The following is a 12,709-nucleotide window of genomic DNA, read 5'->3' on the forward strand; positions in this document are numbered from 1 at the left end:
TTACCGCCATGAATTCGAGGCCTCCGTTTCTCTTGGATAAAGTTAGGGACAGTCGTGGGTACTAGCGATTTTTTAGCAGATTTCCCCCCCAACATCAAGCTGGAAATTGGTCCAGCACCCCACGATACGCCCCCAGTAAAGCGCCACCCAGGCGCTGCGTCTGTAAAGTAATCAAGAATCCTTGTCGATATATTTTACACAATACCGTCTCTCCCGCTCAATCGTCGGCGGCAGGCGGCGGCGATTTCCAGTCCACGTCCCGGAACGGCCCTCTATCCGCAGGCCTGATCACCGGATTGAAGCCACGATGGTGGAGATGTCCCAGCCACATCACCAACATCCGGCGGCCGCTTTCGTCAAGGGCGGTGATGCCCCGCAGATCGATCTCGGTGGTTATCCCGGCACCGGGACAGAGCTCGCTGAAGCGCAAGGCCTGTTCAGAGATCAGCTGGGATTGCCGGGCGATCCAGGGGATCCGGCCGGCGACCGAATTGACGGTCCATTCGCCTTCCAGTGAGACATGACATACCTTGCATTCGTTCCGATTGGCTCGCATCACGGGTGACCTGGTGCTACAGCTTGAACTGGTTCACGAGCCGCTGCAACTCCTCGGCCTGCCGCGAAACATTGTCGGCCGTCTCGGCGGTTTCCTGAATCGCGGCGTTGTTCTGGTGCGCCAGTTCGTTCAGGCTCAGCACGTTGTGGCTTATCTCCCGGGTCGTGGCGGTCTGCTCTTCGGCAGCCGTGGCGATCTGGCTGATCTGTTCGGTCACATCGTTGATGATCGCAAGGATTTCCTGCAGCGATTTGCCGGAGGCGGATGCATGGGTGCTCCCCTGCTCGACCTGGGCAACGCTCTGTTCCATGGTATGGACCGCCTCGCGGGTTTCTTTCTGGATCGCCTTGATCATCTCGCCGATCTCCTTGGTGGCGCGGGTAGTGCGCTCCGCCAGGGCCCGCACCTCGTCGGCCACCACGGCGAAGCCCCGCCCCTGCTCCCCGGCCCGGGCCGCCTCGATGGCCGCGTTGAGCGCCAACAGATTGGTCTGGTCGGCGATGTCCTCGATGGTGCCCACGATGGTGCCGATCTGATCGGAGCGGTTGCCCAGGGTCTCGACCGTATCGGCTGCGCTCTTGACCCGCTCGGCGATGGCCTGCATGATCCCGATGGACTGGTTCACGACCCCGGCGCCCTCGGCGGCCTTGTCCGAAGCACCGCCGGCATTGGTGGCGGCGTGATGGCAGTTGCCGGCAATGTCCGACGAGGTGGCCGACATCTCTTCTCCGGCGGTGGCCAGAGAGGTGGACTGGGACGACAGGTGCGCCACGCTTTGCGACATCTCCTTTGAAGTCGATTGCAGCTCATTGGCGGATGAGGAGAGTTGGAGGGCGCTGCCCGATACCTGGGAGATGATCCCGTGCAGTTTGTCCACAAAGGTATTGAACCATTCGCTCAATTCGCCGATCTCGTTGTTGCCGCTGATCGGCAGACGCTTGGTCAGATCACCCTCCCCCTGGGCGATGTCCTTGATGGTTTCCACCACCTCCTTGACCGGCCGGGTGATGGATCGGGAAACCAGACCGGCCACAAGGACGCTGAGCCCCAGGATCACCAGAAGGCCGGCCCAGATGCCGAACTGCACATGCCGCATATCCTCGTCCACGCCATCGATATAGATACCGGTCGCCACCACCCAGCCCCACGGTTTGAAAAGTTTGGTGTAGCTGAGCTTCGGCAGCGGTTTGGACTCCTTGGGCTTGATCTGGCGGTAACTGACGAACCCGCCCCCTTTGTCGCCCAACGCCGCCTTGGTGAATTCCTGGTACATGAGCATCCCGTCGGCATCCTTGAAGGAACTCATGTCCTTGCCTTCGTTTTCCGGACGCAGCGGATGGGCTATGAGCCGATTGTTGAGATCGCTGATGAAGAAGTATTCCTTGCCGTCGTAGCGCAGTTGCCTGATATCCGCGGCGGCCCGTTTTTTAGCGTCTTCCGGGGTGAGTATTCCCGCCTCGGCCTGTTTCTGATATGTGGCAAGGATGGTCGACGCCTCTTCGACCAGAAAGCGAACCATATCCTTTTTCTCATCCATGATCAGCCCGCGGATGTACGGCACCAACGCAAAGGTGGCGGCCAGCGCCAGAATTGCCCAGGTCAGCAGCGACAGGCTCATGATCTTGGAAAAGATTCCCCAGTGTTTGTAGCTTTTCATGGTGATGACTCCTCCGCGCATTCGTTGATAAGACCGTCAAATGCCAAAAAAACCGGCTGCGGTTTCCCGTATTGCAGCTTCCCACGGTAAAGAGCATGACACGTGCCAAGGGGATCTGCCAAATTTTTACTTATATTACAGTATGTTGCAATTGCACCACGGTGACGCCCCTGCGTCGCAAGTTGACAGGCCGGCAGGCAGGGCGGAATGGGTTGCAACGGATAGCAGGGGTTGCGGGGCAACGACAGAAATTGCGGCTGCAATAATTGTCGCAGGGGTGGGGCGTGCTACGCAGGTGAGCGGGAGAGGCGCTTGTTGAGGGCCTGACGGGTAATGCCGAGATATGAGGCGGCCAGGCGCTGGTTACCGCCGGCCAGCCGCAACGCCTCGGCGATCAGGTATTCTTCGGCTCCCTTCAACGTGGGGAAGCGGTCCCGCAAAAGGCAGGTATGGCACCGCTCCACGTTCGACGCTTCATCCTGCGGGAGGGCGAGATCGCTGCTTATGGCGCTCAGAAATGGTTCCAGGGAGAGGACACGGCCCGGGTGCCGGGCCACGGCATCCCGTACCAGGGCCTCGAGCTCGCGGATATTGCCCGGGAAACGATAGGCGGCCAGGTAACGGCTCAACTCCGGGGGGGCGGACGGACGGGCCTTATTGAGCGCCCGGGCGGCATTGTCGAGGAAATGCTCCAACAGAAGCGGGATATCCTCCGCCCGCTCCCGCAGGGGGGGGAGCGCCACATGATGGGCGCAGAGGCGGTAATAGAGATCGGAGCGGAAGCGGCCCGATTCCATGCCGGCCTTCAAGTCCACATGGGTGGCGACGACAATCCGCGCTTCACAGGTGCGGGGCGTATCGGCCCCCAGAGGCAGGTACTCCCTTTCCTGCACCAGGCGCAGCAGCTTGACCTGGGACGAGGGGGAGAGATCACCGATCTCATCCAGAAAGAGCGTCCCCGCCTCGGCACGGCGGACCAGCCCCTCCCGGGCCCGGTCCGCGCCGGTGAAGGCCCCCTTCTGGTGGCCGAAAAGCGTATCGCTGAACATGGTATCGTCCAGGCCGGCCAGGTTCACCGCGACAAACGGGCCGCCCCCCCCGCTCAGGGAATGAACGGCGCGGGCGACCAATTCCTTGCCGGTGCCGGTTTCGCCGGTGATCAGCACCGGCTGCCGGGAAGGCGCTACCGACTCGAGATAGAAAAAGATGCTGCGCATGCGGGGCGAAGCCGTGATGATGTCGCGAAAAGCGCCCTCGTTCTCCAGGTGCCCTTCCGACAGATGCCGGCGCAGGCGAGCCAGTTCGGTGCGGGTGCGCCCCAGGTCGTGGCAGGTCCGGACCGTGGCGACCAGCCTGGTGCGGTCCACCGGCTTCACCAGGTAGTTGTCCGCCCCGGCCTGCATGCAGGTCACGGCGGTGTCCACATCATTGACGGCCGTCATCATCACGATCGGCAGGCCGGGATGGGTTTCCTTCACCTGCCGGAGCAGATCCAGGCCGGAGAGATGCGGCATGGTCATATCCAGCACCAGTACGGCAATCGGATGCTCGTCGAGCATGGCCGCCACCAGGCGGCTGTCCGACTGGGTCAGGACGTTGGCGAAACCTTCCCGCCGCAGAATCAGGCGGGTGCTGAAGAGGAGTTCCTCTTCGTCATCGACCAGAAGTATGGCAGGTTCCTTGGCGTCAGTTTTCATGGAATGGCCCCCTGCCCCGGCACGACGCAGGGCGGTAAATGGATGATGGCGCGGGTTCCCTTTCCTTCTTCGCTTTCGAAGCACAAGGCGCCGCCGTGTTCCCTCAGGATCGAGTCGCTTATGGAGAGGCCCAGCCCGGTGCCGCCGGACTCGTGCCTGGTGGAGAAAAAGGGCTCCGTGAGACGCGCCAGGGTTTCGCGGGACATCCCCACCCCCTCGTCGGCGACCATTATCGTCCCTCCGCCGCGTTCCTCATCCCTGGCCGTACTGACCACAATCCCCCGCTCGCGCCCCGGCAAAGCCTGCAGAGCATTGCTGATCAGATTGATCAGGACCTGTTCGATCTGTTGCGGAAACCCGCGCACCGGCGGGAGATCGGGAGACAACTTGAGTTCGAAACGGTCGGTTATGCGCTTTATCTGATGATCCAGCAGCGTAACGGCGCTGGTGACCGCCCGGTTCACGTCGCACCCCTCGGCTCCCGTCCCACCGGGACGTGCGTATTGCTTGAGCTGCCCCACAATGGCGTCGATGCGGCGGGAACCATCCACAAGGCCTTTGAAGAGACGGTCGGTGGTGACGGGGACCTCCCCGAAGGGAAGCCCCCCAAGGGTGAAGCCGGGATGTGTTCCGGCGTGGCCGGCGAGGACCGGCAGGGAGTCGCGCCAGACCTCGGCCAGCAGATCGGTGTTGAAGGCGATCAGATTGTTGGGATTGTTGATCTCGTGGGCGATCCCCGAGGCCAGCATGCCTATGGACGCCAGCTTATGCGCCTGGATGAGGCGGGTCTGGGAGTCCTGCAACCGCTTCTCGAGCATGATTTTTTCCGTGGCATTGCGCAATGAGCAGTAGAGTACGGTTTCATTGCCGATGGTTATGGACCAGGCCTTGAGGGATACGACAAGCTCCGTGCCTGCGCGGTCCTTTGCCTCGAGGTGCTCCCTCAGGAAAAACGATTCGCCGGTCAGGCGTGCCAGGCCCGCGATCAGATCCGGCCGCTCCGCCGTTGCGAAGAACAGCGGCAGTTTTCGGGCGAGTATCTCCTGGCAGGGAAATCCGAACAGCTTGGACGCAGCCGGATTCGCATCCAGGATAACCAGGTCCGGGACCCGGCAGAGGATGATGGCATCATCGTGCTTGAGGAAAAACTGGTAGAAGCGCTGCTCGCTTTGCCTGAGCTGCCGTGTCCGCTCCTCCACGAGGTGTTCCAGGCGCTGGCGGTACTCCAGGTTTTCCCGCACCAGGCGGGCGCGTTCCAGCACGCGGGCTATGGTGATGCCGATCTCATCCAGGTTCATGATCGGCTTGGTGATATATCCCCAGGCGCCCAAATGCATGGCGCGAATGGCTTCGCCGAAGTTCCCCACGCCGGACATGGCGATGATGGGGACCTCCGGGAGTTCCTGCGTCAGCCGCTCCACCACCTCAAAACCGCTCATGACCGGCATGCGGAGATCGGTAAACACCAGGGTTGGCCGGTGACGGTACAACAGTTCGAGCCCCTGGCTGCCGTCGGAAGCCTGAAGCACGCAATAGCCCTGCTCCTCCAGGCAGCTTGCCAGGGACTCGCGGGCCAGCATCTCGTCATCTATGACGAGTATGGTGATGGGGGCTTCGGACATATGCCTCCGGGCACATGGTGAGGTACGGGGACAACCGCACTTCCCGACGTCTGCACTATATCATAAGCGGGCGGCATCTCAAGCATCGCCGCTTGATTTACCCGCGGTATTCAAGTATACCAATGACAAGGAATATTGTATACACATCTCGGAGACGTGATGACGGGATTTCTCAGAAAACTAAGACTGCGCTGGAAGCTGCTGGCACTGGTGCTGCCCCTGGTGATCGGCCCGATCTTCATCGTCGCCGGGGTGATCGGCTATATCGCCAACCACCAGGCATATCTCGGGGTCACCCAGACCAGCAAGGACGACCTGCAGCACATCACCGCCTTCACCATCGACCTGCTCAATTCCCATTATCAGCAGTTTCAGGTCTACAAACAGGACAAGATCAAGAACTTCAACAGCGAATTGGCGACCCTCACCAATCTCTCCTATAATCTGGTGGAGTCCGAACACAAGCAGTACAAACAGGGGCGCTTCGACCTGGCCACCGCCAAACGCGAAGCGCGGGACGCGCTGAAAAAGGTCAACGTGGGGGAGACCGGCTACATCTATGCCATGACCAGCCGTGGCGACCTGAAGGTGCACATCGCCCGCGAAGGGGAGAACGTCTACAACGAAATGGACGAGAACGGCCGCCACTTCATCCGGGAGATGTGCGAAACCGCCAAACGTTCGAAACCGGGCGAGGTGCTGTTCATCATCTATCCCTGGCGCAATGCCGTCCTGGGCGACAAATACCCCCGCAAAAAGATCGTTGCCTACCGTTACTTCCGGGAGTGGGACTGGATCATCGCCACCGGCGGCTACCTGGAGGAAACCTACGACGAAGCGGCCTTTGAGCGCAAATCCTTTGCCGAACTGAAGGAAAAGATCAAGGCCAAGAAAGTGGGCTCCACCGGCTACATCTTCTGCATGGACAGCGGGGGCACCTTCACCGTCCATCCCGACTCGGAGGGCATGAACTTCTTCAATGCCCGCGATTCCAGCGGCTTCCCCTTCATCCGCGAGATGTGCGCAAAAAAAAGCGGCTGGATCCGTTATCCCTGGAAGAATACCAGCGACAGCGAACCGCGCATGAAGATCGTGCGTTACGCGTATTTCAAACCCTGGGACTGGATCGTGGCGGTCGGCTCCTACGAGGACGAGTTCTACCGGGAGGCCAACAAGATCAAGGACCGCATCGTGATCAGCATGGTTCTCCTCAGCCTGCTGGTGGGGCTGTTCGCCGCGGCTCTGGTCTTCCGCGCCTCCACCATCATCACCAGCCCCATCACCCACATGATCGACGTCATTCGGCGCGTCAAACGGGGCAACCTGGAGGAGAAAATGGAGGTTGAAGGGCAGGACGAACTGGCCGAACTGGCCGGGGTGTTCAACCGCATGACCGACATAATACGCCGCAATAAGGAGATGGAGGCAAGCCTTGCCCAGCACGGCAAGATGGCCTCCCTGGGCGTACTTTCCTCGGGCGTGGCCCACGAGATCAACAACCCCCTGGGCGTGATCCTGGGGTACGCCGGCTACCTGGAAGGCAAGATGGCCGAGGATGACCCGAACTACAAATACATCCACGAGATCAAGCGCGAGAGCAAGCGCTGCAAGAAGATCGTCCAGGACCTGCTCTCCTATGCCCGCACCCCCCGGCCGAGCCTGGAACCGGTCGACCTGAACGACCTTCTGGCGCAGATTGCCGATTTCGCCGCCAACCACACCGATATGCGTGGCGTGGTCATCCGGACCGAGTTTGCCCCCGACCTGCCCAAGGTTCACCTGGACGGCGACCAGATGCGCCAGGTAGCCATCAACCTGATTCTGAACGCGGGTGGCGCCATGCCGGACGGCGGCACCCTTACGATCCGCTCCGAAGCGGTTGACCCCGGCCATGTACGCATGGTATTCAGGGACAGCGGCTGCGGCATCCCGGCCGAAAACCTGGAGAAGATCTTCGAGCCGTTCTACACCACCAAGGAGCGCGGCACCGGCCTGGGACTGGCCATCACCCGCCAGATCATCGAGCACCACCACGGTGAAATCAGCATCGCAAGCGATCCCGACAAGGGGACGACGGTCACCGTGACGCTGCCCATCGAACGGGACGAATTGTAAATTTCTAAACAAAAAAATCTGCCACGGAGACGCAGAGACACAGAGAACGTCAAAGACAGAACCTATTTTACAAGGATGAACAGGATGAACAGGATGAAAGGGATAAAAAGCCTAAACCCACGCTGTTGGCTGAATCGTTACATGGCTATCCAGTTTACCCCTGTTTTTTGCTTTTTCTCCGTGTCTCTGTGTCTCCGTGGCAGATTCTAGTACTTGGTATAACAAAGGAACGACGTAAAGATGCCCGACAAGAAACGCATCCTCCTCATCGACAACGAAGAAGGCCTGTGCCGCATGATGGAGCAGGTGCTGCTGGACAACGGCTACCTGGCCCGCGCCTACACGTCGCCGCTCAAGGCGATCGAGGAGTTCCGTCCCGGTGCCTGGGACCTGCTCATCACCGACATCAAGATGCCCGGCATGAGCGGCTTGGAAGTGCTCCAGAAGGCCAAGGAGAAGGAAAAGGACATCCCGGTGATCATGATCACCGCCTACGCCACGGTTGACATGTCGATCCAGGCCCTGCGCAAGGGTGCCTACGACATGCTGACCAAGCCGTTCGAGCCGGAGGAGCTGGTCTACCGGGTCAAGAATGCCCTGCAACAGTCGCGGCTTTTGGAGGAAAACCGCGAACTGCGGGCCGAACTGGAGGGCAAGTTCTGTTTCGACAACATCATCGGCGCCTCGGGCGGTCTGAAGGGGGTGCTGGAACGGGTCGAGAAGGTGGCGGTGCGCGACACCTCGGTGCTGATCACCGGCGAATCCGGCACCGGCAAGGAGTTGATCGCCCAGGCCATCCATTACAACTCGCCGCGGCGGGAGCGCAAGTTCGTTGCCATCAATTGCGGCGCCCTGCCCGAGACCCTGCTGGAAAGCGAACTGTTCGGCTACAAGAAGGGGGCCTTCACCGGCGCCAGGGAGAACCGTCACGGCCTTCTGGAAGCGGCCGACGGCGGCACGCTCTTCCTGGACGAGGTGGGCAACCTGCCCATGAACGTACAGAAGACGCTGCTGCGTTTTTTGCAGGAAAAGGAGTTCAACCGCCTGGGGGAAACCGCCCCCACCCGGGTGGACGTACGGGTGCTGTCCGCCACCAATTCCGACCTGAAAGAAGCGGTCAGGAGCGGCGCCTTCCGGGAGGACCTCTACTACCGGCTGAACGTGGTCAACATCCATCTGCCGCCGCTCAGGGAGCGGGCCGACGACATCCCCCTGCTGGCGGCCCATTTCATCGCCGTGCAGAACCAGAAGTTCGACGCGGCGGTCAAAGGGTTCGACAAGGAGGCCATGCAGGCGTTGTGCGACTGTGCCTGGCCCGGCAACATCCGCCAGTTGAAAAACGTGATCGAGGCCTGCATGGCCATGGCCGGCGAGGAACACATCTCCCGCGAGACCCTGGACCAGTTCGTGGAGATCGACCACGAACCGGTCGGCATCCCCCCGGCGGCGGCCACCACGGCGGGAGAGCTTCCCTTCAACGCCGCCCTGGAGCGCTTCGAAGCCGACCTGCTCACGGGGCTCCTGAAGAAACATGGGGGCAACATCGATGCCGCAGCCCGCGAAGCGGGCATGAACATGGCCACCATCTACCGCAAGATCAAGAAATACGGGCTCAAGAAGGAAGACTACCTGTAATGCCGGTTTCAGCTCCGGGGCAGGATCGAGGCGGCGAGGAGTGAGGCCATGTTCAATTGGTTTCGCAGAAAAGAAGAGCCCCCGGTGAATTTCCCGGATAATGGCGCCGCCTTTGCCCATGCCTGCACCATGGGGTATCGCCTGCTGCTGAATGCGCTGATCCCGGCCCTGGTGATCGGAACGGGACGGCGCGGCGGCGAGGGGGAACGCTGTTTTCGCCTGCGCCTGGCCGGGCCCGACGGGATGGAGATCTGGGGCTGCACCATGGCCGACGCTCCGGGCTACCCGGAGGTCGGGGACCTGGTGGCTTTCCGTATTGTCAGGATCGCCACGGAACTGCCAAAGGAAGCACAACTGATCGGCTACATCGCCTGCAAGCTCTCACCGGTCCTGAACGGGAGCAAGGGGTGGCGGATCGCCGCCAGTTTCACCCCCGCCCATCTCAAGCCGGAACTGCACCTGTAGAATCTCCCCCCAGCACCTCCCATCCCCTGGCCCCTCCCGCGGGCCACTGCCGTTTCCGCCCGCCTCCGTGCTTACTTTCCCCTGCCGACCTTCCGCCAGCGCCATAATGGGGTATACTAACGATAGAAGAGAAAGGAGGGCCTATGCGCCTCGGCCTCTGCATCTGCCTGTGCCTGCTGCTGGCATGGGCAATCGCCCCGGCAGCCGAACGGGCCAGGGTGCGGGTCGTAACCATCCACGACCCGATCACCCCGGTGACGGCCCAGTTTCTCCAGCGCACCCTGAATGAGGCGGCCCGGAGCGGCGACAGCCTGGTGCTGGTGGAACTGGACACCCCCGGAGGCCTGGATAAGGCCATGCGGGAGATCGTCAAGGACATCTTTGCCAGCCCGGTGCCGCTGGCGGTCTATGTGGCGCCCTCCGGCGCCCGGGCCGCATCGGCCGGCGCCATCATCTGCCTGGCGGCGGATGTGTGCGCCATGGCCCCCGGCACCAATATCGGCGCGGCCCACCCGGTCTCCCTGGGCGAAAAGCCCGACAAGACCATGGCGGAAAAGGTGGTCAACGACGCCGAGGCCTATGCGGAGGGGATCGCCCGCAAACGGAGCCGCGACGAGACCCTGGCGCGCAGGATGGTGCGGGAGAGCATCTCCCTGAGCGCGGAAAAGGCCCTGGCCGGCAAGGTTATCGACCTGGTCGCCCGGGACCGGGCCGACCTGCTGCACCAGATGGAGGGACGCAGCATCGTGCGGGACGGCCGGGAGGTGCCCCTGCGCCTGTCCGGGGCTGAAACGGTTTCGGCCGGGATGAGGTCGGGAGAGCGGATACTGAACGCCATCAGCAACCCCAACGTGGCCTATGTCCTGATGATGCTCGGCATGCTGGGCCTGTTCTTCGAGCTGTCCAATCCGGGGGTGATCCTGCCCGGGGTGATCGGGGGGATCTCCCTGATCCTGGCCTTCTTCGCCTTTCAAACGCTGCCGGTCAACTATGCCGGCGCCCTGCTCATCCTGCTGGCGCTGGTGCTTTTTATCGCCGAGATCAAGGTCGTCTCCCACGGCATGCTGACGGTGGGAGGGATCATCGCCATGGTGTTCGGCTCGCTGCTCCTGTTCGAATCCCCGGCGCCCTACCTGCGGGTTTCCTGGAGCGTGATCCTGGTGACCGTGCTCTTCACGGCCGGATTCTTCTCGGTGGCCGTTGCCAAGGCGCTGCGCGTCCATCGTTTGAAACCGGCCACCGGCGTGGAAGGGCTGCTGGGGAGGGAGGGGCGGGCCGAGAGTGCCATCGCCCCCGAGGGGAAGGTTTTTATCGACGGCGAGTATTGGGATGCCTGGAGCGACCGGCCGATTGCCGCCGGCACCAGGGTCGCAGTGGTGGCGGTGGAAGGCATGCGGCTCAAGGTGCGGGAGATGGCGTAGGGGCCAGGTGCCTCGCCGGGGCGCATCGTGCGCCGTTTCAGGCGTCCCGCGGACGCCTCACACGAAAGCGGAGGTTTGTCATGTTCAACCTGTTCAACTACATCCCGGTCCTTTTCCTCGCCGTCCTGTTCATCATGTTCGTTGCCAGCGCGGTGCGCATCCTCCCCGAGTACGAACGGGGCGTGCTGTTCCGCCTGGGCCGGTTGGCCGGGGTGCGGGGCCCGGGCCTCTTCTTCATCATCCCGGGCATCGACCGTCTGGTGCGGGTGACCCTGCGCACGGTGGTCATGGATGTCCCGCCCCAGGACGTGATCACCCACGACAACGTCACGGTTAAGGTGTCGGCGGTCATCTACTTCCGGGTCATGGAACCCCAACGGGCGGTCGTGGATGTGGAAAACTACCTGTACGCCACCAGCCAACTGTCCCAGACCACCCTGCGGAGCGTCCTGGGGCAGGTGGACCTGGACGAACTCCTGGCCAACCGGGAGAAGATAAACAAGGAACTGCAGGAGATTCTCGACCGCCATACCGGGCCGTGGGGGGTCAAGGTGGCCAACGTGGAGGTGAAGAACATCGACCTGCCCCAGGAGATGCAGCGGGCCATCGCCAAGCAGGCCGAGGCGGAGCGGGAGCGCCGCGCCAAGATCATCCACGCCGAGGGGGAGTTGCAGGCGTCGGAAAAACTGGCCCAGGCGGCGACAACCCTGGCCGCCGAGCCGACCGCCCTGCAACTGCGCTACCTCCAGACCCTGACCGAGATCGCTGCGGAAAAGAACTCCACCACCATCTTCCCGATCCCCATCGATCTGATCAAGATGTTTCTGGAGCGCGGGAACAAGGTGTGATGCTCCCTCGCGTCTTGCGCGGCCGGCCGGTCAGCCCGAAAAGGCGACGAACACCGTGCGTTCCCGGGGACCGTCGAACTCGCAGAAATAGATCCCCTGCCAGGTCCCGAGCCACAGGGCGCCGCCCCGCAGGATGACCTGCACCGACGAGCCGAAGAAGCTGGCCTTGATGTGCGCGTCGGAGTTTCCCTCGCTGTGGCGAAAATGAGGGTGGCGGGGAACCAACTCGTCGCTGAACCACTCCATGTCCCGCGCCACATCGGGGTCGGCGTTTTCGTTGATCGTCACACCGGCGGTGGTGTGGGGCACATACACGGTGAGCACACCGTCCTGCCATCCGTTCCGCCCCACGAGATCCGCGATCTGGCGGGTTAAGGAAATGAACTGGGTTCTTCTGCCGCTCGAAACGGAAATTTCGGCCGTAGCCGGCATACGGGCCTCCTTGCGCAGAGTCGGAACCGATACCCTTCAGGTCCTGGAATTGTGTTATACTGTAAATGGAGAGGAATGCAAAGGAGGTGGCGGCCATGAGAGATGCCAAAGGTCCGTTCGCGAAGCCTCGGAAAACAATGAAGACGGCCATGCCCGGCAAACATGAGATGATGATCCGCCGCGCGGGCAATCACAATGTCCATGTCATCACCCCCCACGGCAAGATTCAGGCCGGCCGCAAGGGACGCAAGGCGTGATGAC

At 61.9% G+C, this 12,709-nt stretch carries 11 protein-coding genes; 6 read left to right on the plus strand and 5 right to left on the minus strand.

Annotated elements, in window-relative coordinates:
- Positions 1 to 217: 217 nt before the first annotated feature.
- From FO488_RS12985 to FO488_RS13000, 4 genes are all read right to left on the minus strand, one after another.
- Positions 218 to 556: a hypothetical protein gene (locus tag FO488_RS12985; RefSeq protein WP_168206033.1), complete on the minus strand. Its 339-nt coding sequence runs from the start codon at positions 554 to 556 to the stop codon at positions 218 to 220.
- 16 nt (positions 557 to 572) lie between these two features.
- Positions 573 to 2,213: a methyl-accepting chemotaxis protein gene (locus FO488_RS12990; protein WP_149210945.1), complete on the minus strand. Its 1,641-nt coding sequence runs from the start codon at positions 2,211 to 2,213 to the stop codon at positions 573 to 575.
- A gap of 287 nt (positions 2,214 to 2,500) precedes the next feature.
- Positions 2,501 to 3,910 (minus strand): sigma-54 dependent transcriptional regulator, encoded by a 1,410-nt coding sequence (locus FO488_RS12995; protein ID WP_149210946.1) that lies wholly within the window; start codon positions 3,908 to 3,910, stop codon positions 2,501 to 2,503.
- Entirely contained in the window at positions 3,907 to 5,532 is a 1,626-nt protein-coding gene (locus FO488_RS13000) for a response regulator (protein WP_149210947.1), read from the minus strand. Before FO488_RS13000 ends, FO488_RS12995 begins: the two co-directional genes overlap by 4 nt.
- 159 nt (positions 5,533 to 5,691) lie before the next feature.
- On the opposite strand from FO488_RS13000, the gene FO488_RS13005 reads away from it, so the two are divergent.
- The 5 genes from FO488_RS13005 (at position 5,692) to FO488_RS13025 (ending at position 12,016) form a co-directional block, all read left to right on the plus strand.
- Positions 5,692 to 7,647: a cache domain-containing protein gene (locus FO488_RS13005; RefSeq protein ID WP_149210948.1), complete on the plus strand. Its 1,956-nt coding sequence runs from the start codon at positions 5,692 to 5,694 to the stop codon at positions 7,645 to 7,647.
- Positions 7,648 to 7,887: 240 nt separating this feature from the next.
- Positions 7,888 to 9,282 carry a sigma-54 dependent transcriptional regulator gene (locus FO488_RS13010; protein WP_149210949.1) on the plus strand — a complete coding sequence of 465 codons (1,395 nt, stop codon included), beginning with the start codon at positions 7,888 to 7,890 and terminating at the stop codon, positions 9,280 to 9,282.
- Positions 9,283 to 9,330: 48 nt separating this feature from the next.
- Entirely contained in the window at positions 9,331 to 9,747 is a 417-nt protein-coding gene (locus tag FO488_RS13015; protein ID WP_149210950.1) for a hypothetical protein, read from the plus strand.
- A gap of 143 nt (positions 9,748 to 9,890) precedes the next feature.
- The gene (locus FO488_RS13020) at positions 9,891 to 11,168 is read left to right on the plus strand and encodes a nodulation protein NfeD (protein ID WP_149210951.1); all 1,278 of its coding nucleotides are present in this window, start codon (positions 9,891 to 9,893) and stop codon (positions 11,166 to 11,168) included.
- 80 nt (positions 11,169 to 11,248) lie between these two features.
- Positions 11,249 to 12,016, plus strand: coding sequence for a slipin family protein (locus FO488_RS13025; protein WP_149210952.1), 768 nt, complete (start codon positions 11,249 to 11,251; stop codon positions 12,014 to 12,016).
- Between the two features lie 30 nt (positions 12,017 to 12,046).
- On the opposite strand, the gene FO488_RS13030 is transcribed toward FO488_RS13025, so the two are convergent.
- Positions 12,047 to 12,448 (minus strand): secondary thiamine-phosphate synthase enzyme YjbQ, encoded by a 402-nt coding sequence (locus FO488_RS13030; protein ID WP_149210953.1) that lies wholly within the window; start codon positions 12,446 to 12,448, stop codon positions 12,047 to 12,049.
- Positions 12,449 to 12,543: 95 nt separating this feature from the next.
- Here FO488_RS13030 and FO488_RS19480 point away from each other — a divergent pair, with 95 nt between their 5' ends.
- Positions 12,544 to 12,705 carry a hypothetical protein gene (locus tag FO488_RS19480; RefSeq protein ID WP_168206034.1) on the plus strand — a complete coding sequence of 54 codons (162 nt, stop codon included), beginning with the start codon at positions 12,544 to 12,546 and terminating at the stop codon, positions 12,703 to 12,705.
- Positions 12,706 to 12,709: the final 4 nt, after the last annotated feature.

The organism is Geobacter sp. FeAm09, assembly GCF_008330225.1.
In the GTDB taxonomy this organism is placed as follows: Bacteria; Desulfobacterota; Desulfuromonadia; order Geobacterales; family Pseudopelobacteraceae; genus Oryzomonas.